The sequence below is a fragment of the Gordonia sp. Z-3 genome (genome assembly GCF_036233855.1).
In the GTDB taxonomy this organism is placed as follows: Bacteria; Actinomycetota; Actinomycetes; order Mycobacteriales; family Mycobacteriaceae; genus Gordonia; species Gordonia tangerina.
Genome location: NZ_JAZARS010000024.1, coordinates 33,922 through 55,052, shown reverse-complemented (window position 1 = coordinate 55,052; position 21,131 = coordinate 33,922). Strand labels below are relative to the sequence as shown.

The 21,131-nt window shown below is 66.5% G+C and carries 16 protein-coding genes; 8 read left to right on the top strand and 8 right to left on the bottom strand.

Annotated features, from left to right (window positions below; all coding sequences use genetic code 11):
* Positions 1 to 203 precede the first annotated feature (203 nt).
* A complete protein-coding gene (locus VX037_RS21885; RefSeq protein WP_235721865.1) occupies positions 204 to 1,466 on the bottom strand; it encodes an ABC transporter substrate-binding protein in 1,263 nt (420 codons plus the stop codon).
* A 319-nt stretch (positions 1,467 to 1,785) separates the two neighbouring features.
* Positions 1,786 to 3,375, bottom strand: coding sequence for an MFS transporter (locus VX037_RS21880; protein WP_235721864.1), 1,590 nt, complete (start codon positions 3,373 to 3,375; stop codon positions 1,786 to 1,788).
* Positions 3,376 to 3,556: 181 nt separating this feature from the next.
* Here VX037_RS21880 and VX037_RS21875 point away from each other — a divergent pair, with 181 nt between their 5' ends.
* The 3 genes from VX037_RS21875 (at position 3,557) to VX037_RS21865 (ending at position 8,818) form a co-directional block, all read left to right on the top strand.
* Complete coding sequence (locus tag VX037_RS21875; RefSeq protein WP_235721863.1) at positions 3,557 to 4,555, top strand: DUF389 domain-containing protein; 999 nt, start codon at positions 3,557 to 3,559, stop codon at positions 4,553 to 4,555.
* A gap of 121 nt (positions 4,556 to 4,676) precedes the next feature.
* Positions 4,677 to 6,575 (top strand): alkyl/aryl-sulfatase, encoded by a 1,899-nt coding sequence (locus VX037_RS21870; RefSeq protein ID WP_235721862.1) that lies wholly within the window; start codon positions 4,677 to 4,679, stop codon positions 6,573 to 6,575.
* Positions 6,576 to 6,898: 323 nt separating this feature from the next.
* On the top strand, positions 6,899 to 8,818 hold the full coding sequence (locus VX037_RS21865; RefSeq protein ID WP_235721861.1) for an HNH endonuclease signature motif containing protein: 1,920 nt from the start codon (positions 6,899 to 6,901) through the stop codon (positions 8,816 to 8,818).
* Positions 8,819 to 8,922: 104 nt separating this feature from the next.
* On the opposite strand, the gene VX037_RS21860 is transcribed toward VX037_RS21865, so the two are convergent.
* Positions 8,923 to 9,573: a GAP family protein gene (locus VX037_RS21860; protein ID WP_235721860.1), complete on the bottom strand. Its 651-nt coding sequence runs from the start codon at positions 9,571 to 9,573 to the stop codon at positions 8,923 to 8,925.
* 30 nt (positions 9,574 to 9,603) lie between these two features.
* Here VX037_RS21860 and VX037_RS21855 point away from each other — a divergent pair, with 30 nt between their 5' ends.
* Together VX037_RS21855 and VX037_RS21850 are read left to right on the top strand one after the other, a co-directional pair.
* Complete coding sequence (locus VX037_RS21855) at positions 9,604 to 9,789, top strand: hypothetical protein (protein WP_235721859.1); 186 nt, start codon at positions 9,604 to 9,606, stop codon at positions 9,787 to 9,789.
* A gap of 105 nt (positions 9,790 to 9,894) precedes the next feature.
* Positions 9,895 to 11,304 (top strand): amidohydrolase family protein, encoded by a 1,410-nt coding sequence (locus VX037_RS21850; RefSeq protein ID WP_235721858.1) that lies wholly within the window; start codon positions 9,895 to 9,897, stop codon positions 11,302 to 11,304.
* Between the two features lie 39 nt (positions 11,305 to 11,343).
* Here VX037_RS21850 and VX037_RS21845 read toward each other — a convergent pair whose 3' ends face one another.
* A complete protein-coding gene (locus VX037_RS21845) occupies positions 11,344 to 12,441 on the bottom strand; it encodes an ATP-grasp domain-containing protein (protein ID WP_235722011.1) in 1,098 nt (365 codons plus the stop codon).
* 234 nt (positions 12,442 to 12,675) lie between these two features.
* On the opposite strand from VX037_RS21845, the gene VX037_RS21840 reads away from it, so the two are divergent.
* Positions 12,676 to 13,677, top strand: a complete 1,002-nt coding sequence (locus tag VX037_RS21840; RefSeq protein WP_235721857.1) for an EamA/RhaT family transporter — start codon at positions 12,676 to 12,678, stop codon at positions 13,675 to 13,677.
* A gap of 79 nt (positions 13,678 to 13,756) precedes the next feature.
* Here VX037_RS21840 and VX037_RS21835 read toward each other — a convergent pair whose 3' ends face one another.
* Positions 13,757 to 14,641, bottom strand: coding sequence for an SCO6745 family protein (locus tag VX037_RS21835; RefSeq protein ID WP_235721856.1), 885 nt, complete (start codon positions 14,639 to 14,641; stop codon positions 13,757 to 13,759).
* A 112-nt stretch (positions 14,642 to 14,753) separates the two neighbouring features.
* Here VX037_RS21835 and VX037_RS21830 point away from each other — a divergent pair, with 112 nt between their 5' ends.
* Positions 14,754 to 15,203, top strand: coding sequence for a nuclear transport factor 2 family protein (locus VX037_RS21830; RefSeq protein WP_235721855.1), 450 nt, complete (start codon positions 14,754 to 14,756; stop codon positions 15,201 to 15,203).
* 4 nt (positions 15,204 to 15,207) lie between these two features.
* The gene (locus VX037_RS21825; RefSeq protein WP_235721854.1) at positions 15,208 to 15,870 is read left to right on the top strand and encodes a phosphoribosyltransferase; all 663 of its coding nucleotides are present in this window, start codon (positions 15,208 to 15,210) and stop codon (positions 15,868 to 15,870) included.
* 4 nt (positions 15,871 to 15,874) lie between these two features.
* On the opposite strand, the gene VX037_RS21820 is transcribed toward VX037_RS21825, so the two are convergent.
* From VX037_RS21820 to VX037_RS21810, 3 genes are read right to left on the bottom strand one after another with little or no spacing between them, the layout of a single operon-like run.
* Positions 15,875 to 17,314 (bottom strand): wax ester/triacylglycerol synthase domain-containing protein, encoded by a 1,440-nt coding sequence (locus tag VX037_RS21820; RefSeq protein WP_235721853.1) that lies wholly within the window; start codon positions 17,312 to 17,314, stop codon positions 15,875 to 15,877.
* Entirely contained in the window at positions 17,311 to 18,795 is a 1,485-nt protein-coding gene (locus tag VX037_RS21815) for an HAD-IB family hydrolase (protein ID WP_235721852.1), read from the bottom strand. Before VX037_RS21815 ends, VX037_RS21820 begins: the two co-directional genes overlap by 4 nt.
* Positions 18,792 to 21,050, bottom strand: a complete 2,259-nt coding sequence (locus VX037_RS21810; RefSeq protein WP_235721851.1) for a glycerol-3-phosphate 1-O-acyltransferase — start codon at positions 21,048 to 21,050, stop codon at positions 18,792 to 18,794. Before VX037_RS21810 ends, VX037_RS21815 begins: the two co-directional genes overlap by 4 nt.
* Positions 21,051 to 21,131: the final 81 nt, after the last annotated feature.

Below are 21,131 nucleotides of genomic sequence, written 5' to 3'. Positions count from 1 at the left end.
CACACTCCGCCGCCCTCGCCTGCCCTCCATCGCCGCCCCCGCGACCCCCCCCGGTCCCCCCCCCCCCCCCCCCCCCCCCCCCCCCCCCCCCCCCCCCCCCCCCCCCCCTCCCCCCCCCCCCCCCCCCCCCCCCCCCCCCCCCCCCCCCCCCCGCGGGGGGGGGCGCCCCCCCCCCCCCCCCCCCCGACCCGGTGTGAGAGGACTCAGATGGCGCCCGGGATCATCTTGAGGACCTCCGGGTTCGGCGTGATGTAGCCACCGCCGACCGGTTCGGTCTTGTTGTCACCGGTGACCTCGAACAGCAGCATCTCGGTGGTGCAGTTCGGGGTCGTCTCCTTGCCGCAGGTGAGGGTCGGACCGGCGAAGCTCTGGAAGTCGGTGAGCCCCTTCAGCCCGGCCAGCACGCCCGGCCCGGTGAAGTCGGTGACGCCGGCCGTGTTCAGTCCGTTCACGAAGTCAACGAGCGTTGCGAACATCCCGTAGGCGTAGAAGCCGCCGCTGCCTCCGGCCTCGTCGACGTACTGCTCAGAGATCTGCACGTTCTCCTTGACCTCTTCAGGCGCCGACTCGAGCGCCGGCGGCTGCCAGATCGGCGAGTACGTTTGCGCGCCCACGGCCTGGGCACCCATGGTGTCGATGAACTCGGTGCACGCAGCCATGAACATAGTGCCCTGGTAGCCGACCGACCGCAGCGACTGCGACAGCTTGGTGCAGTTGTTCTCGTTCGCCGACGTCATCAGGCCGGCAGCCGCGGGGTCACCGTCGGCGAGAGTGGTGGCCAGCGCGGTGTAGTTGGGTCCGGCCGGCGGGTAGTACACCCCCTTGACGTCGATCTGGAGTTGCTGGCCCAGCGGCACCATGAGGGTGTCGAACACCTGATGCGCCTGCGGCAGATCGGCATTCGCGAGGGTCAGGGACTCCTTCTCGGCCGCCTTCAGGGACTGCATGAATCCGACGAGGAACGCGGCCGCGGGCGGGCCGAAGTACACCCGGTTGGCCGCCTCGGCGCCGGTCGCCGTGTTGAACGGGATCTGGCCGACCATCGGGATGCCGGCCGAGGTGAGAATCGGCATCGCTGCCTGGGATTCGGAGTTGTATCCGTCGATCGCGGCGACGACACCTGCTTGGACGAACTGGTTCGCGCACGAGATCGTGGACTCCGGCGCGGTCTGGTCGATCCCGCAGTCGATGACCTCGATGGGCCGACCGTTGATCCCACCGATCTGGTTGTTGATGTACTCGACGGCGGCGTCCTTGCCGGTGGTCACACCCGGTTGGGTGCCGGGCCCCTGCGAGGGATTGAACAGGCCGACCCGGATCGGGTCACCGGCGGCCGCGGTTCCGCTCCCCTCGGCCACCCCGGTGCTGCCGGAACCGCTGTCATCGTCGCTGCTGCACGAGACAACGGAGAATACACACGCCGCTGCCACGGCGGCCGCGAAGACGCGGCCAGTTCTCCTACGCATACTCACATGCCTTTCCCGCCGGTTCCGGGCACGACTGTTCGACCCGGTAGGGCTTCGAGTTCCAGATTTGAGCACCGGACCACCGGCGGCGGTTCGGTGGCCCGATCCGCCTGATGTGATCTGGGCCACTCGGAAAGTAGCGTCTGCCTTACACCGGTGTCAAGCTGTTTCACGAAGTGAAATTCACTGTGCGCGAGTGTGACCCCGCAGGTAGTGATGGGACAAGTGACCCAGAAAGTGCGGATCTGTGCGATCGCGACAATGCTTATCGTCACATTTCGGACACTGCCCAGAGGAGGTCCCGAAGCGGTGCGGCCGGTCAGTCCGTCAGGCGCTGCTGTGCGGCGTAGCGCGCCATCGCCTCGCGCTCGCGGGCGTGCCCGGGGTAGCCGAACAGAACGATCAGGGCACCGAGCACCACCACCGCAATCGCCGCCCCGTAGGCACGAGTATCGCCGTCCACGAAGGCATTTCGCGCAGCGGCGATGATCTGGTCGGCATATTGCGGGTAGCGTGACGCCAATACCTCGGCGCTGGAGAAGGATTTGGTGAGCGCGGCCTCGCTCTGCGCGGTGATCTCGTCGGCTTGCGGCGACGCGGCAATCGAGGCCGACAGCGACTTCGCGTAGCCCGCGGTGAGGATGGCCCCGAGCAGCGACTGCATGATGGCGCCACCGAGGTCACGCTGGAGGTCGGACATACTCGATGCCATGCCGGCGCGCTGCACGGGCACCGACCCGGTCAACGAGTGCGATGCGGGCGTGCCGGCGAAGCCCACACCGACACCGATCAAGAAGTAGGCGGCAATGACGACCCACACCGACGCACCCTCGTCCCAGGTGAGGTAGGCGACCACCAACCCGGCGACGATGAACGCGTAGCCGAGCAGGAGGGTGAACCGGGAGCCCAGGGCCTCGACGAGCTTGGCCGACTGTGGGGCCACCACCACCATCGCCAGAGCCGCGGGCAGGATCATCGCGCCCGCCTCCAGCGTGGAGTAGCCCAACACGTTCTGCAGGAACTGCTGCCCGATGAACATCGCACCCATCAAGGTGCCGAAAATGATGATGCCGCCGACGGCCGCCACCCAGAAGGTTCGGCGACGCGCGATCCGCAGGTCGAACAGCGGTACCCGGACTCGGAGTTGGCGCACCACGAAGCCCAGCGCAGCGACGAGTGCGATGGCGGTGAGGATCACTACCGCGGTGCCCTTGTCACCCAACGGGGCGAAGTTGAGCGCGAGCACCGTCGCGCCCACGAGCACGATCGACAGGACACCGCCGAGGTTGTCGACGGTGGCGGCGGTGTCTCCGCTGTCGGAGGGAACGAGGAACCAGGCGCCGATCAGGGCGATCACGGCCAACGGAAGGGTGACGAGGAATACCGCGTTCCACTTGAACACTTCGAGCAGTCCCCCCGACAGCACCGGGCCGGACGCCGAGATGGCCGCGCCCAGAGCCGACCAGGCCGCGATCGCCTTGGTGCGCCGAGCGCCCGACCACAGGGCGGTGATCACCGCCAGAGTGGTGGGAAACGCCAGGCCCGCTGAGATACCGCCCACCACCCGGGCCCCGAACAACACCTCGAACGACGGCGCGAATCCGGCCACCAGCGAGGCCGGGATCGACAGCGACATACCGAACACGAGCATGCGTTTGCGGCCGTACCTGTCGCCGAGGGCACCGAAGTAGAGCACCGAGGCGGCCAGCCCGAGTGAATAGCCGACCGCGATGAGGTTCAGTTGCGTGGAGCTGGCGTCGAGTGCCTCGCCGATGTCGGGCAAAGCGACGTTGGCGACCGCGAGATTGATGTTGGCGACCCCCGCCACGAGGATCAGCGCGGTCAGGACTCGGCCCGCGCGCGCGGGCGCGACACCGTCGTCGTCGGGCTTCGATACGGGCGCCGTCACGCGTCAAGAGTACGACGATCCGAGCGCCGAGGATGCGCACGCCAGGGAATTCGAACTGCCGGAGTCACGTTCGGGCGACATTCCGCCGCCTGATGGGGCCTGTCGGCGATTGCGGCCTAAGATCACCGACGAAAGACACACCAGGCCCGGTGGTGTCGTCGAGAAGAAAGGCGCCACAACGGTGCTCACACTCATCCCCGACTCCCAACGCCGCACCCTCGATGAGCTGGCCGAACGGCTCGATTTTTCGGTCGGCGAACGACTCTCGAAGCAGTCCGCATTCTGGATCATGCTCACGCTCTCGGGGATCATCGCGGTTGCCGGCGTGGTCGCCGACAGCACCGCCACCGTCATCGGCGCGATGATCGTCGCACCGCTGTCCACCCCGATCCTGGGCGTCGGGCTCGGGATCGTGACCGCGCGTGGACGACTGATCTTGTCGAGTGTCGGCTACATCGTCATCGGGGTGGTGCTGGTGACCGCATTGGGCGCGGTCATGGCGCAGCTGTTGCCCAACCCGACCAACGTGCTGGCCAATTCGCAGGTCCTCGGGCGCACCTCCCCCACCCTGGTGGACCTCTTGGCGGCCATCGCGACCGGCCTGGTCGGCGCCATCGCAATCACCCGGCGCGACGTCGGCGACGTCCTGCCCGGCGTCGCCATCGCCATCTCGTTGGTGCCGCCGCTCGGGGTGGTCGGGGTCTGTCTCGGTTCGGGAGCGCCGTCGTTGGCGCTGGGCGCGTTCGTGCTGTTCGCGTCGAATGTGATCGCCATGATCATCACTGCCACGATCATCCTGACCATCGGACGATACGGTCGCGAGGCCGCCGAACTCGCCGTGCAGGCCGGCGCGGGTCCGCAGCGGCCGCGTGTACGCGCGTATGTGGTGCTGACCGTCGCGCTCGTCGTGGTGGCGATCCCGATGGTCGCCAACTCCTTGTCGTCGCTCTGGTCCCGCCAGATTGCCACTGCGACCGACCAGTGGCTGTCTGACGCCGGATACGACACCGCGGAAGTGACCGATGTGTCGTGGAGCGGAAATGCGGTGACGATCAGCGTGCTGGCGCCACAGCAACTGCCACCGGTGGACGACCTCCAGCACACCGTCGACGACCTGGTGCCGTGGGACCCGCAGGTCGTCGTGGTGCACACCGTCGGGGGACGGACGCAGGCCGACTGATCTTCACCTGTCGGCCACTTTGCCGACGACGTGGCGTCTGCTCTGCGATGGTAGAGATGCGAGCTACACCAGGCGCGGTGTGAACCCGTATGTCGATGACAACACAGAAGAGGTGATCTCCGTGGGGAGTCCCCGTGAAGCCAGTCAAGCAGTGGCGGCAGCGAACTCGGACGCGCACGCGACGTTGCCCTTCGACGACACGCATGATGTCGACGATGCGGCCCGCGGCCTCATCGCGAAGCTCGACCCTGCCGTGATCTCGCGGGCCGACGGTGCAACGGCCTGGGATTGCGACGAATTCGGCTTCCTTGCCGAGGACTGCCCGCCCACGGCCAATCCCAGTCTGTGGCGTCAGTCGGGTCTGGTGGCACAACAAGGACTCTTCGAGGTCGCCGATCGAATCTATCAGCTGCGTGGTCTCGACCTGTCGAATATGACGGTGATCGAGGGCGACGAGGGCGTGATCATCATCGATCCGTTGATCTCGGCCGAGACCGCCGCAGCGGGATTGCGACTGTACCGGGAGCATCGGGGCGCACGTCCGGTGAAGGCGGTCATCTACACCCATTCGCACATCGACCATTTCGGCGGCGTGAAGGGTGTGATCAGCCAGGAGGCCGTCGATGCCGGGGAGTGCGCGATCATCGCGCCGGTCGGCATGGTCGAGCACGCGGTCGCAGAAAACGTCTATGCCGGAACGGCAATGGGACGCCGCGCCGCGTACATGTACGGAGCCGCATTGCCGCGTGGGCCGCAGGGCGCCGTGGGTGCCGGCCTCGGGCAATCGACGTCCACCGGAACGGCAACCCTGATCCTGCCGACGCTCAACATCACCACCACCGGGCAGACCGAGACCGTCGACGGTGTGACCATCGAGTTCCAGATGACACCGGGCACCGAGGCGCCCGCGGAGATGAATTTCCACTTCCCGCAGATGCGGGCACTGTGCATGGCGGAGAACGCCACCCACACCCTGCACAACCTCCTGACGCTGCGCGGCGCCCTCGTGCGCGATCCGCACGTCTGGTCGAAGTACCTGACCGAGGCCATCACCATGTTCGCCGCCCGATCCGATGTGCTGTTCGCCTCCCATCATTGGCCGACCTGGGGCACCGAGCAACTCACCGAATTCCTGTCGCTGCAACGAGACCTGTACGGCTATCTGCACGATCAGACACTGCGGCAGTTGAACCAGGGCAGAACCGGGTTGGAGATCGCCGAGGACATCGTGCTACCGCCCGCACTCGAGAACGCCTGGCACACCCACGGGTATTACGGTTCGGTGAGTCACAACGTGAAGGCCATCTATCAGCGCTACATGGGCTGGTTCGACGGCAACCCAGCGCACCTCTGGGAGCATCCGCCCGAGGAGTCGGCTCGCCGTCATGTGGAGTTCATGGGCGGAGCGGACGAGGTCATCACCAAGGCGCGCGCTACGTTCGACGACGGCGACTTCCGTTGGACGGCAACCGTGTTGAATTATGTCATCTTCGCTGACCCGACCAACGACGAAGCGAAACAGTTGCAGGCCGACACCTTCGAGCAGCTCGGCTACGGCGCGGAGAACGGCACCTGGCGCAATTTCTATCTCATGGGTGCCCACGAATTGCGCAACGGCCCCGTCGGCACGCCCACCACCACCGCGTCGGCGGACATCGCGGGCGCGATGTCGGTGGACCAGTTGTTCGATGCGGTGAGTCTCCGCGTTGACGGCCCGGCGTGTTGGGACGCCCACATCGTCGTCGACTGGGTGCTGACGGGCCTCGATCGTCGCCATCGCACCGAACTGCGCAACGGTCTGCTCGTGCACTTCGACGTCCCCCTCGATTCCGCCGACGCCACTGATGTGACATTCACGCTGAGCAAGTCGACGCTGATGGGGATACTGCTCGGTGGAGTCGACCTCGACGACGCGGTCAAGGTCCGGTCGGCCACCGTGGAGGGTGACATCGACAGGTTCCGCGAACTGGTCGGCTACCTCGACGCGCCGGACCCGGATTTCACCATCGTCACCCCGTGATCGAGATTCGAGATTGATCGTGTTCACCTGATTCCTGCCGCCGAGGAGTGCCCGAGGAACGGGCGCTGCTCCTGCCCCCTGGGGAGCGACCGAGCTTGCGAGGCCGTGTCACGAAGAGCCCACCACCGCAACCACACTCACGCACCAAGAGTTGTCGGACCCCGCCGCTATCCTGAACCCAACACCTACCGATCAAGTCCATCCCCAGCCGTCCCGCAGCGCACCAAAGTTGTCAGACCCTCCCGATAGTCTGATAGCAGTTCGATTCCCCACCAACTGATCCCGAACCCGATCTCGCTGTTGCCGCCGGAAAGGAGTGTTTCGTGTTCACTTTCACCGACCGTGCTGCCGACGACGCTCTGCTGGCCTCGAGCAGTCTCGATGAGTTGGCGCAGTACGGTCGCGATTTGTTGCGGTTGAGTAATCAAGCCCAGGCTCTGGCGATGCAGATCGCCCGTCAGATCGGTCAATCCACTTACAACGAGCGCATCACCGGCTACAACGATTACGTTCCGAACCGCATCCGCAATGCCGCCGATAAGGCCGCGAAAGGCGAAATCTCGCTGCAGTTGGGTATTTCGCGACGTCAAGCCAGCGAATGGGTTGGTCTTGACGAACTGCTCGACGAGCACCCCAAGATTCGTGATGCCTTCCGTGCCGGCGACCTGAGGCCCCACCGGCTGGGTGTGGCCATCCGCGGCGCCGCCACCGGCCCCACCGGCGACCTGCGAGCACGACTGGGCGAACTCGCCGGCAACGCCGAAACCACCGACAAACCCGACACCGAGAGCAAGGATGTCGAGGAGGAACTCACCCTCGACCTCGACGACCCCGCAGCCGACCTCGATCCCGACACCGACGGTGACAGCACTGACGACGTCGGCTCCGACGAGGCTGGTGATGCTGCGGCCGACACCGACCCCGATCCTGTTACCGACAATCCCGCCGACGAGGATGAGCCGTGGGATTTCGATGATGTGGTGCTCGATCTGGCCAGCCGACCCACCACCGACACCGCTCTGCGAGATGATCTCGACGCCATCATCATCAGCCTCGACCCCGATCGAGCCGCCGAGACCCGCGAGGACATCACCGATCTGTTCGGGGATGTGACGATCGGTGCCGAAGCGTTCGGTCACATGACCGTCGACGCCTGCATCCCCGCCGAACACGGCGTGCACCTGCGTGACCGCATCAGCGCCTTGATCAGCCGACGGGTGTGTCGCCGTGATGGGCGCAGCATCAAAGCCCAACGCGTCGCCGCGTTCGCCGAAATCATCAAAGCCCCCGGCGCCAAGCTGCGCTGCCACTGCGGCGACGACACCTGCCCCGCCCGCCAGACCCGCACCAACAACCCGGCACCCGCCACCACCCCGGGTTCGGTCACCGACAGTGTGCGCGAGTCGTCGGTCGACTCCAGCACGGCTGACGACGCCAGCGCATCTGGCCAGAGCGCCGACGAACCCGCCATGGGTGGGCCTGATGCGGCAGAAGAACAGCCGATCACCCTCGCCGACATCGACGCCGACCGTGACATCGAGGGCGAGAGCGAACAGTCCGACACCGGAAGCGATCACGCCGAAGCCGATCATGTCGCGCCCTTCCCGGAACCGCGACGAGACTTCATCACCGCACCACCTGCCGAGCACGACGCCGCCGTGGCCGATGCTCACACCGATTCCGACACCGATTCCGATTCCGACCTCGTCGTCCCCGGCCTGACCCTGCTGCGCGACCCGACCGGTCTCGACCCGGCCCGCCTGATGGGCTACGGGGCGATTGATCCGGCCCATGCCGCTCGGATCGCACCACACGCCAGCACCATCACCGCCCGACCGAGTGAAACCCGTACCGCCAGCGGGTTGATCATCTTCGGCAACCGCACACCGGCCCCACCGATCGACCCCACCGGGCACGGCGGATTCGCCACCCCACCACCGGGGGCACTGACCTATAAACCGTCAGCGGCATTGCGGGCGGAGATCATTCAACTCGACCGGCGCTGCCGTTATCCCTACTGCGGGCGACCATCCGAAGAGTGCGAACTCGACCACCTACACAAGTTCTGCCATGCCGACCCGTTGGCCGGCGGCTGGACCGTGGCCTTCAACCTCGCACCCCTGTGCCGCCCCGACCACGACCGCAAACATGACGGGCCGTGGATACCGACCATGCACACCGACCGCACCATCACCTGGCGCAACGCCCGCACCGGACAGACCATCGTCACCTACCCCAGGTGATCGGCGGCGCGAAACTGTCCGCGTCGTCTTCCCTGCGTCCGCCTGAGCAGTGACAACCACCGTCCTTACGGTCCTGAACCCGAGAACCCGCAGGGCCACAAATATCAGCCGAGTCCCGAGATCCCCTTGCCGATCAGCACTGCACCCATCACCAGGATCAGCACGCCCATGACCGTCGCATTGTTGGCCTCCAACCACACCTTGAGCCGGTCCATCGGGTCGCGCAGGTGATCAGCGGCGAACTGGTACGCGACGACGGGAACCACCACCGTCGTCGCGGCCAGCACCGTGAAGATCGCCACGAGCGCCGCATCGGCTCCCCACGCCAGTGACGCGGAGCCAATCGTGACACCCGCCGATGCACACAGCACCAGGTTCTTCGGGTTGACCGCCGCCAGCGCCACTCCGAGACCGGTGGCCGCCGGAGCGCGCATCTTGTCGATCGCAGACATCCACCGCGGCTGCGAGCTCTCGGCGTCGCGGCTGCGCCAGGTCCGAAACCCGTACAGCAGCAGGATGACCCCGAGGACGAGTTTCACCCATCCGCTCGACGATGATCTTTCATCGAGCGCCCCACCGACGACCAGGAAGATCGTCGTGGCCGCCACGATCCCGACCAGCCAACCCAGCACGAAGCCGACACTGGTGGTGCGCGCGTGCTGTCCGAGCATCATCGCGATGACACCGATGATCGGGATGGGAGAGATCGCCACGCCGACCGCGAGCGGCACCAACTCGCCGATCACAGATCCCATCCGATGCTCTCCGTCCGGTGTCAGACGCAGATGTTCACTGTCGCCGGCCCGATCGGAATGGTGACACAGATACTCGCCGAACCGAAGGGACTGGCAGCCTGGTGTGGCTCGACGGTGGCGGCGCTCGCTGCCGGAGCACACAGCAGACCAAGGCCCAACACCGCCGCGGTGACCCCCAAGGCCGTGCTCATCCTGCGCTTCATGAATACCCCCTGAGGTGGCGTCACCGGCGATCCGTCTGGCCGCGGTGTAGCGAATCTTACCTGCACGAGCCCTCACGCTCATCCGGCCGAACAGCCGATCCTGTGCTTTCGTTGCCGGGTGAGCATCACCCACCTCGGCCAGATCTTCCATATCGCCGGACGTCCCCGGGCATCCGCCGCCGACGACGCGCTGGTCTGGTTCCCCGACGGCGCACTGGTCGTCGATGACGACGGAATCATCACCTATTGCGGGCCGCGCGATGCCCGACCGGCCGACGCCACCGAGACGATCCGCGACCACGGCGACGCCTACCTCATCCCCGGTTTCGTCGACACCCACATCCACTTTCCGCAGACCTATTCGGTCGACGCCTACGGTGGCGGACAACTGCTGGAGTGGCTCGACTCGTGCATCTTCCCGGCCGAGGCCCGGCTGGCCGATCCGGACTTCGCCACCCGGATCGCTCGCGACTTCTGCGCCCGTCGGGTCGCGGTCGGTACCACCGCCGCGATGGTGTTCGGCTCCGCCTTTCCGCACGCTCAGGACGCCCTGTTCACCGAGACCCGACGTGCGGGGCTGCGACTGGTCAGCGGGCGGGGTATCCAAACGGTGGGCGGCCCGTCGGCCGAGCCGCTGCTCACCTCCGAGCGCGAAGCCATCGAGCTCACCGCAGCCGAGATCGAGAAGTGGCACGCAGCGGACACCGGCGCTCCTGACACCGCACTGCTGCACTCAGCCATCGTGCCCCGGTTCGCCCTGTCGGTGACCACCGAGACCCTGGCCAACCTGGGCGAGCTCTACGCCGACGTCCGCGACCGCGGGGTCTACGTGCACACCCACCTCAACGAGAACAACCGGCCCGGCGACGGCGAGATCGACACCGTCAGAAAACTCTTCGGGGTCGAGTCCTACCTCGACACCTACGACGGCCGGTTCCTTCCGGGCAGCCGCGTCGGCGGTGCCGGCCTGCTGGGTCGGCGCACGATCATGGCGCACGCGGTGCACTGCACCGACACCGAACTCGCCCGGATGGCCGAGACCGGCACGTCGATCGCGCATTGCCCGGTGTCCCAACTGTTCCTGGGCTCCGGAACCATGCCGTGGCAGCGTACGCTCGCCGCCGGGATCACGGTCGCGGCCGGCAGCGACGTTGGCGCCGGCGACGAATGGTTGATCTCCCGGGTGCTGTCCGACGCCTTCAAGGTGCATCTGAGCGAGCCCGGCGATGCCGGTGTGGCGATCCACCCGGCCGAGATGTTGTTCACCGGCACCCTCGCCGGTGCCCGCGCGCTCGATATGGAGGACCGCTTCGGGAACTTCGACGACGGCAAGGAAGCGGACTTCCTCGTCATCGAACCCGATCGTTGGCCACCACTGGAAGCGATTCTGACGCAAGGGATTCGCGCCGACGACGACCGCACCGCGCGCGACCAGACGTTGTTCGCGCTGCTGATGGGTCTGCGGGAGCCGGCCATCGCCGAGGTGTATGTGCGTGGTCGACGGGTGCAGGTGTCGACCACAGCGTGAGGCGCCCTTCGCGACGGTCCTCTACGCAGGGAGCAGGAGTCACTCGGAGATGCGGAGGCCGTCCCACTCGTGATCGTGCATCAAACCCTCGGCGAGACCGACGCGATACTTCAGGCAGCTGCGCAGGATTCCGAGGTAAGCGACCGGTAGTAGCACGGCGGGACGGTTGTCGCCGGGCGAACCGATCACATCGCTAGCGCCCCGGAAGTCCCGTACGAACTCTCGGAGGCTGCGGTCGCCGCGGGAATCCTTGCGCCAGCCGTAGAGCAGCATGCCCAACCCGATCATCTTGTCCACGTTGGGGTCCGGGGTGATGACGTCATCGTTCTCACCGAAGAAGGCCCGATCGACGCCGTCAGCCGGAGCGAACATCATGATCCCGCTGGTGGCCCGGGGATTGCATTCGATGCAGTACAGCCCGCGCCCGGGATGCTCGATGAAGTCGAAACCCACCTGCCCAGTGAAGTTCATGTCCCGCACGAACTCCGAGATCCAGTCGAAGATGCCGTCGTGGCGAACCGACCGGAAGTTGAGGCACGAACTTCCGCCGATCGCATAGTCGACCGGATAGGTCGCGTGAGCGTGGATGTGCCCCTCACGGACGATCGAATATGTGCAGTACTGCTTGCCCGAGACCCACTCCTGCGCCAACCACGGGTTGAGCGGATCGAACTCGAGCCAGTCCAGCGAATCCCCCGGCATCACCTTGTGCACCTGCTGTGATCCGCGCGAATAGCACTCCTTGAGTGCGAACGGCGCGTCAAAATCCAGTCCGGCCACATCCTGCGGTCCGCGCACCTGCGCGAACTTCATCGTCTGGAATTGTTTGTCGGCGAGCAGATGCTGGAATTCGAACTTGTTGTGCAGCCGATTCTCGGTATCGAAGTCGGACAGGAACAGTTCACACTCGGGTGGGAAGAGATCCACCATCATCGACAGGATGTCGGTTTCCTCATGAATCGGGATGACCATGTCGATGTGTTCATCGGTGACGATCTTCGCCAAGGCATGGCAATACGCCCGCGGTTCGAACTTCGGTGCCGGGACCCGATGAAACGACGTCGTGGCGTGGGAGAACCGGGTGACACCGATGGGAATGCTGTCCACGATGGTCACGCGATGACCGGCCGCCGACATCAGCCGGGCCAGTTCCAGGGTGAGAAATGATCGCCCGAATGTGATCAGGACGCGTTTGCTACCGGTAGTGCCCACCGTCGTGAGTGTAGGAGAGGCCCATTAGGCTCTCTCACCGGAGTCGGCCGACGCCGCGGAAAACAACGGCAGAAAAGGAATAGTCGGGCCGCCCAGAACGTTGCACAATCCTGATGTGACTCGGGAAACGGCTGTGACCAGGTGTGGGGAGGGTGTGGGATGTTCGTGATCGGCGTCATCGCCGCCTGTCTCGCTGCGATCGCCTACGGCATGTCCACGGTGCTGCGTGCACTGGGCGCGCGGCGAGTGGCGATGACTGCTCGTGCGGAAGGCACCGAGGCGTCGTACACCAACGCCGCCGGCGGTCCGTCGCTGCGGTCCACCACCTCCACGTTCCTCGATCCGGCCTTCATCCTCGGCACCATGATGGTCGTCGTCGGCTTCGCAGGTGGCGCACTCGCCGCACGCTTCCTGCCGCTCTTCCTGTCCCAGACCATTGTGTCGGCCAACCTCGTGGTGACTGCCCTGCTGGGCACGATCATGCTCAACATCGCACTGCACACCCGCGATTGGATCGCGATCTGGCTGGTCGTGCTGTCGCTGTGTCTACTCGGACTGTCGGCCGAACACCACACCGGTGGCGGCGAAAGCGCCGTCTTCCACTGGGAGTTGTTCGTCGCCACGCTCGGCCTGTGCGCCATCGCCCTGTTCGGCGTCTACCGGCTCGGCAGGCATGCGGCAATCGTCGGCGGCGCGACCGCCGGCCTGTTGTTCGGTGTCATCGCGATCGCCGTGCGTGTCCTCGACGGCGTGGACCCCTTCGACCCAATCGCGCTGATCACCGATCCGGCCGCCTGGACGATCGCGGTCGCGGGCGCGGTCGGATTCTTCGTGCAGACCGTCGCACTGCAGGTCGGTGCGGTCAACGGGGTCACCGCGGTACTGGTGGTCGGCGAGACGGCCGGCCCCAGCCTGGTCGGCGTGCTGTTCCTCAACGACAACGCCAAAGCCGGGCTCGGCTGGCTGGCGATCGTCGGCTTCGTCGGCGCCGTGGTGGGTGCGGTACTGGTCGCCTGGTACGGCTCGGGGGACCCCGACCACTTCGGCGAGGCCCCGCCGCAGAAGGGTGGCTGGCGACGCGGCCGTGAATCCGAACCCGAACCCATCGCGGAGCCGTACGACGACGATATCGACGCACCGCCGCCTGGCAGCACCTCGTGACCAGAAGTTCTGGCCGTGCCTGCCGGGTGTGGCCGCAGGTCCGGTCCCAAGCCGGAACCCGGAACTGCAGCCAGAGATATCAGTCCTTCTTGCGGGTGCCGGGCAGGACTCCGGCGTCGATGACCGCCTTCACATATGGGCGGGTGCGTTCGAGAAGATCGTCGACGCCGCTACCCGACCAGGCGGGTGCGGTAAGCGCGTCGGTCTCGGCCTCCATGGCCTGATAGAGCGAGACCCCGGCATCCGAGAGCTGATGGCCGTCGTCGGTGCGGGTCGCCAGACCGCGGGCGACGAGCCGGTCCACCGAACCCTCCCACGCCTCGTCGGACCATCCACGGGTCAGCTGCACCAGCTTGCGGCCCAGCACCCGCCGACGAATCGTGGGGTCGGGCAGTTGAGCCTCGTGGAAGACGACCGCGTCGAGCCCGCCGAACTGATGGTTGACCAGGACGGCGATGTGGTTGTCACCGCGCCACTCCCGGATGATCGCAATCGCCTGCCACAGCGCAACGTGCGGCACATCGGGCACTGGGGAGGCGTTCCAGCCGGCAGCCAGAGGCCGCCCGCCCATCGGCAGATCGGCCGCGATCTCCCGATAACGCTTCTCGAGATCGCGGATCTCCGGGTCCTCGACCAGGTCGCCGAGGACTGCACCCAATTGCTCGTCGAGCATCTGGTCACGGCGTGCGGCGACCCGATCGAGCCCCACGTCACGGGCCGCTTGCCAGGCCGGCGTGATGACATCGGCAGAGAAGTTGAAGAACGCGGCGGTCACCACCGCGGCATCGCAGTCACCCATCGGGGCACCGCGCGCGCCGACATAGAACCCGTGGCCGTCGAGACCGGTGTCCTGCTGGGCCTCGCGCAGGCCCCGATTGAAGTACGCGAGGACATGGAACGGCTCGATGGTCTCGTAGGCGCGTCGCGCCCGTTGCTGATCGGATTCACCGACGGATGAGGTCATGTCGTCCACATTCGCGTCGGCGCCGCGACCTGTCAACCACCGCACCCACCCGGCTGGGTACGTGCACCCAATCCCTTCCGCGGACCGGGTCGACCCGGTAGATGTTGAGTGCATGGATGATCTCGAGTCGATCAAACAGCTCAAGTACCGGTACTTGCGCGCCTTGGACACCAAGGACTGGGATGTGTTCGCCGAAACCCTCACCGACGACGTCACCGGTGAATACGGCTCGAGTCTGAACTTCGGCAACCGCGCCGAACTGGTCGACTACATGCGCACCTCGGTGGGGCCCGCGGTGATCACCGAACATCGCGTCGCCCATCCGGAGATCGACGTCGAGGGTGATTGCGCGACCGGCCGTTGGTATCTGCAGGATCGGGTCATCGTGCCCGACTTCCAGTTCATGCTGATCGGCGCAGCGTTCTACCGCGATCGCTATCGCCGGACCGATCAGGGATGGCGGATCTGCGCCACCGGCTACGACCGCACCTACGAGGCCAAGATGAGCTTGGCCGACCTGCCGAGTTTCGCCGTCGACATCGGCCCCGCGATCAAGGTGTGACGCGATGTGGCGCCGCAGTGAGGTCTTCGCTAACCGGACCGAGGCCGGCGCCTCGCTCGGCAGGATGTTGAGCGCCGATCCAGCGCTCATGGACGCGGCCGACCGCACCGTGGTTCTCGGGTTGGCGCGCGGTGGAGTGCCCGTCGCCCGGGAGGTGGCCTCGGCGCTCGGTGCCCGGCTCGATGTGCTGGTGGTACGCAAACTCGGCGCACCGGATCACCCCGAGTTCGCGATGGGCGCCATCGCTGCCGGCGAGATCGTCGTCAACGACGACGTGCCGCGCCGGTTGGGGGTGTCCGAGGAGCAGTTCCGGCAGATCGTCGACCGCGAGGACCGGATCCGGGTCGACCGGGAACGCCGCTACCGGCAGGGTCGCGAACCGCTATCTGTGCGTGGACGCACGGTGATCCTGGTGGATGACGGCCTGGCGACCGGGTCCACGATGGAGGTGGCGTTGCGGGCGGTACGTGCTGCAGGCGCCGACGCCGTGATCGTCGCCGTGCCGACCGGTCCGCGCGATGTGCTCGACCGGTTCGCCGCCGAGGACGAGGTCGACAAGGTGCTCTGCGTCAGCATCCCGGAGCCGTTCTACGCCGTCGGCGGCTCCTACGACGATTTCCGGCAGGTCGATGACGACGAGGTGCGTCGCAGCCTGCAGCAGCCGTGACCGATCAGATCACCCGCCGCATCGTCCCGGCGGCACGCGGGTCGTCACCGTCGGCGGCCAGGGCAAGGATCTCGTTGAAGCCGTCGACGAGACAGTCGGCGAAGAGCTCTGGTTCGGTGATGGACGCGGCATCGGAGTTCAGGCCCAGGCAGGCGACGCCGTTGTGGGTGATCATCGTGGCCATCACCGCACAGCCGGGCAGCGGCCCGAACGGGAACATCCGCTCCACCTTCGCACCGGCGACGTAGGTGTCCCAGGGGATTCCGGGCACGTTGCTGGCCTGCAGATCGTTCTGCGTTGTCGCACCGCTGAATTGGGCCAGTACCTGTCCCGGTAACCAGGCCAGCAGCGAGCCGAGGGTGTTGAAGATGTCGACGGCGGGTTCGGTGCGCGCGGCGCGCACCTGTTCACGAATGGTGAGTAGTCGCTCGAACGGATCCTCGATCCCCACCGGTCCGGCCATGCGGCCCACCGCGATCCGGTTGCCCCCGGCCGGGTCCTCGGGGCGACGCACCGAGATCGGGATGGCAACGGGGATCGCGTCGACGGGCCGCCCCATCTTCTCGTGATAGAGCCGGAATCCACCGATCAGCCCCGCCAGGTAGGCGTCGTTCACCGACGCCCGCGCCGCCTTACCGGCCGCTTTCAGGTCGTCGAACGGCACCTCGAACGCGCTGAACCGCCACGAGAGGCTGCGTTGCGCCAACAGCGGCGACCCTGGTGGGCTGACGAGCCCGGCCACCCGGGGTACCGATCGGCTGTACCGCAGCGCGGTGCTCAGCGCTCGCCGCGGATGGGCAAGAGCGCGCACACCTCGCCAGGTGGTGTCGACGCGATGCGGTAGCCGCTGCACCTCTTCGGCCAGTTGACGGCCGAGTACGTCGAGCGCCGAGACGGTGACCGGCTCCGGGCGCGGCGGTTGCGGCTTGCCCGGGATCGGCTCACGCGAGGTCGAATGGAGTTGTGCCAAACCGAGTATCGCGCCCATCCCGTCGGTCAGCGCGTGATGGGCCTTGAGGAAGTAGGCCGCCCTGCCGTCCGGGAGCCCCTCTATCAGCGTGCCCTCCCACGGCGGTCGGCCGGGGTCGAGTGCGGTCATCGCGAGTTGCTCACAGATGGCGAAGAGCTCGCGCATCGAACCGTCGCCGGACAACCGCATCCGACGCACGTGGTAATGCAGGTCGAAGTCGGGATCGACTGCCCAACTCGGGGTGCCGGTCCCGAACGGCGAATCGATCACCCGTTGCCGGAACCGAGGCGCCATGCGACTACCCCAGTCATGGGCTTCGATCAGCCGATCCCACTCGGGCGCACAGTCGTAGATCTCGATCATGCAGATGGTGCCACGCAGTCGACGGTCGGTGTCGCCACGCCACATCAGCGCATCGACCGCACTCATGTGCGGTTCGTTGGCCCAGTCCAGCGGCCGATCGGGTTCGCTCATCGGTTGTCCCCTGTCGATCGCGTCATACGGCCGTCCTCAAAGGATTCCACCGGCCAGTCGGCCAGCGTCGTGATGAACATCTGCCGCACCTCCTCCGCATGGTCGCCGACGGTCTCGGCCCGCCAGCGCGAGGTGTCGACGGGTGGCAGAACCTTCACCTCGACTGTCCCCGGTGCGATCAACTGCGCACCCCGCCACATCAATTCGCCGGTGTTGCGCAACACCACGGGCACCACCGGGACGCCGGCCTGCATCGCGATGTGGAACGGCCCCTTCTTGAACGGCCCGATCCGCGGTGTCGACGACCGGGTGCCCTCCGGGGCCACCACCAACGAGACCCCCTCGTCGCGAAGTTTTCCGATGGCGGGTCTGAGTTGCTCGATCGCACGACCTGGGTCGCCTCGGTCGATGAACACCAACCCGGCCGCGTCGAGTATCTGCCCCAGCACCGGAACCCGCTTGACCTCTTTCTTGGCCACCCCGGTCGCGTCGCGCCGAATGAGGTGGATCAGCACCGGCAGATCGAGTTTGGACTGGTGATTGAACACGAACACGCACGGCCGATTCGAGGTCAGGTACTGCGCGCCGTCGAGGACCGCCACGTCGATCCCGGCCAGCGCGAGCCCGACGTCGTTGCCGGTCGGGATGGCCGACTCCACCAGCACGCTCGGGTCGCGTCGCACCAACCCGCCGGCGGCACCGAGCACCGCTGCACCGATGAACGACCCGTAGAAGGCACCGGTCCGCACGGCCATCGCCATCCGGTTGTGACGGGGGTTGCGCAGGTCGATGATGGGCCACCCGCGCGCCTCCGCCTCGGCCCGCAGCCCATAGCGCGGTGACACCGCCGCCGGATGACCCACCGACTCCAGGTACGGGATGTCCTCGTTGCCGTCGCTGTAGGCAAACGAGGCGTCGAGATCGACCTCGTGCTCCTTGGCCAATGCGCGGACCGCAGCGGCCTTTCCCGGCCCCCACAGCGGGCGGCCGAGCACCCGGCCGGTCACGACGCCGTCGACCACCTCGACGTCGGTGGCCAGGGCATGGTCGGCGCCGATCTCGCGGGCGATCGGCTCGATCTGGAACCGGGTGGCCGAGGAGGCGATCACAATCCGGTGTCCGCGCTCGCGATGCGCTCGGATGATCTGCCACATCTGCGGCCGCAGAAAGGACGCGGTCTCATGGGTGAACAGGTCGTCTCCGAACGCGAGCAGTTCGGCATAGGTTTTGCCGGCGAATGCGGGTTTGGTGAGTTCGAGGACCTCGGCGTAGTCCTGTTCGGATGTCACCCCTCGCAACGCGATCAGAATCGCACCGGTCAGTTCGCCGAGTCCGAAATCCATGCTGCGTAACCGCGCCCGCGTGATGGCGCTCGCCGAGAACCCCTCGATCAAGGTGCCGTCGTAGTCGAAGAACGCGCCGACCTTCTTGCCGCTCGGTGCCGCCCGGATCTCCCGCAGCCGGTCGGCGAAGGTGCTCATCGTGCCACTCCGCGCAGGGCCTCCCCGAAATGCTCCGCCTCGATCGCGGCGATCCGCGTCAACCGGTCCCGCATCACGTTCACCTCGTCGAGCCACGCCTGGCGCCCGGCGGCCAGATCCTCGATTCCATCGCTGGTGATGAGGTGGCGGTTGTCGGCGAGCTGGTAGGCCGCGTCGTACAACTCTCTGGACACCGAGTCACGACTCTTGACCACGCTCTGCAATGCGAGTTGCATACCGAGGCCGAGACATTCGTCGAGCGTGGTGTCCTTGTCGATCGGGGTGTCGGTACCGGCCGCGACCAGGCTTTCGGCAACGACCAACTGCGCGTCGAAGAACGGCTGCAGGGTTCGTCGCGCGACCAGCGAACCACCGTGCTCACGCAGGATGCGATCGGTCCATGCCTGGTCGGGATTGACTGTCCGCCATTCCGGGGACATCAGGTCCAGTTCGGCGCCCAGCCGATGCAGGAACACCTCCTTGGCGGGAAAGAAGAACTCGAACTTCAACAGGTCACGAATACGCAGGGCCTCGTGCTGAGCAGACGGCAGCAGTTCACCGGAGCCGTCTTCGGCCAACGCACCACCCGCGGCGGCCAGCAGGCCGAGTTCGACGATGGCGCGGTCGACGAAATGGTGCAGCGCCCCGTTGCGGTAGTAGGCCGCCACCGCGTGGCTGTCGGGCGCGATCGACCACACGGTCTCGGGGCCCCCATCGAACCTGGTGAGCACACCGGCGTCGTGGAGCACCCCCAGGGTGCGGCGCAAGCCGATACCCCGACACAGATCGGGATCGGGCCCGGGCAGATCCCGGCGGTCGATGTAGTCGAGCAACGGTGCCAGGATCGTCTCGATCTCCGCCGCGGTGTAGGCGCGGTCGCGGGCGCCGAGCAGCGCGAAGCCGGCCAGCGAGGTCGCTGAGATCGGTGTGGCGGCATTGATCTCGTCCATCACCGCGAAAGCGACCTTATCGAGTTTCGCCGGACCCTCGCCCGCATCGGCGAGCGCTTGTCGTAGCGAAAACGGTTCGCCGAAACGGACTCTCGCCTCGCCGAGATACTGCCGTTGGGCTTTCGCGTATTTGAGCAGCCAGCCCACGCCCTCCGGCTTCTTGGTTCCGCCCGCGGATTCCTTCGCCATCGCGCCGATCTCGTGCAATTGGTCGTAGACGATGGAGGTGGGCACGATCATCACGTCGGCGTCGTCGAGCTGTTCCACCGCGTCGACGACGTAGGCGAGCAGACCCAGCATCGGCTTGCGCAGCTTGCCGGTCCGGCTGCGTCCGCCTTCGATGTACCACTCCAGATTGAAGCGCTTCTCCACGATGAACGACAGGTACGAGCGCATGGCGAACTTGTAGACGGGATCGGCCCCGAACTTGCGGCGGATGAAGATCATTCCTGCGCGGCGGGCAATGGGACCGACCGGCCAGAACGCCAGATTGTTTCCGCCGAGAACGAGATTGGGTGGAAAGTCGTGGCTGCGCAGGACCTCCGAGAGCACCAGCGGATCGACGTAGGAGCGGTGCGACGGCAAGAAGATCAGACCGGTGGACTTGTTGAGCTCACGGAGCCGGTTGAGGGTGCCGAGATCCACCGACACCGTCCAGGTGCGGTCATGCAGGTTGCTGAAGATCGACGAGAAGACGTCGTCCATCAGTCGGCTCTGGGTGGCGACGAAGGTCGACATCTTGTCGGTCGCCTCCTGCACCACGACTGCGGCAGGTCGACCGAGTTCGGCAGCGAGTTTTGCTGCACCCGCCTGGAACCGCGCCGATGTACCGATCTGCTCGGCGACCAGTCGGGGCACCTTGTAGCGGTCTCCGACGATCTGACGTTCGGCACGTTCGGCCGACAGCGCCGCCTGCACCGTCACGTAGGCGGAAAACGACTCGCCTTCGGCCAGATTCTGGGCATGACGTTGGCGGAGGTCTGCGATCGTGGCCGGTTCGCCCTGCACCACCCGCAGCCGATCGGGTCTGCGACGTTTGATGACCGGTTGGGTGAGCGCGACCGGGCGGCGCGGATTCGACAGCACGAGCACGTCGGCCATCGTGACCCGCCGCTCACCTTTGCGGACCGGAGGCAGCCAGGCCACCCTCGCCGGAATCAGCAGGGTGTCGTCGGCGAGTGAATCAAGGTCGGCCTCGCGCACCGACCGCACCGGCGCGCCCGGGTGCTGAACCTCCGCCCACTCGCTGACCGCCCGCAACTCGCACGCTGTCCGCACCTCGGCCAGCACCACCGATTCGCCCACGCCAACCGCCTCTCGCGTCCAGGCCCCGACGTCGCCGCGACTCGCACTTGCGAGCGCCACGGCATGGCCATTGTCGCGCGC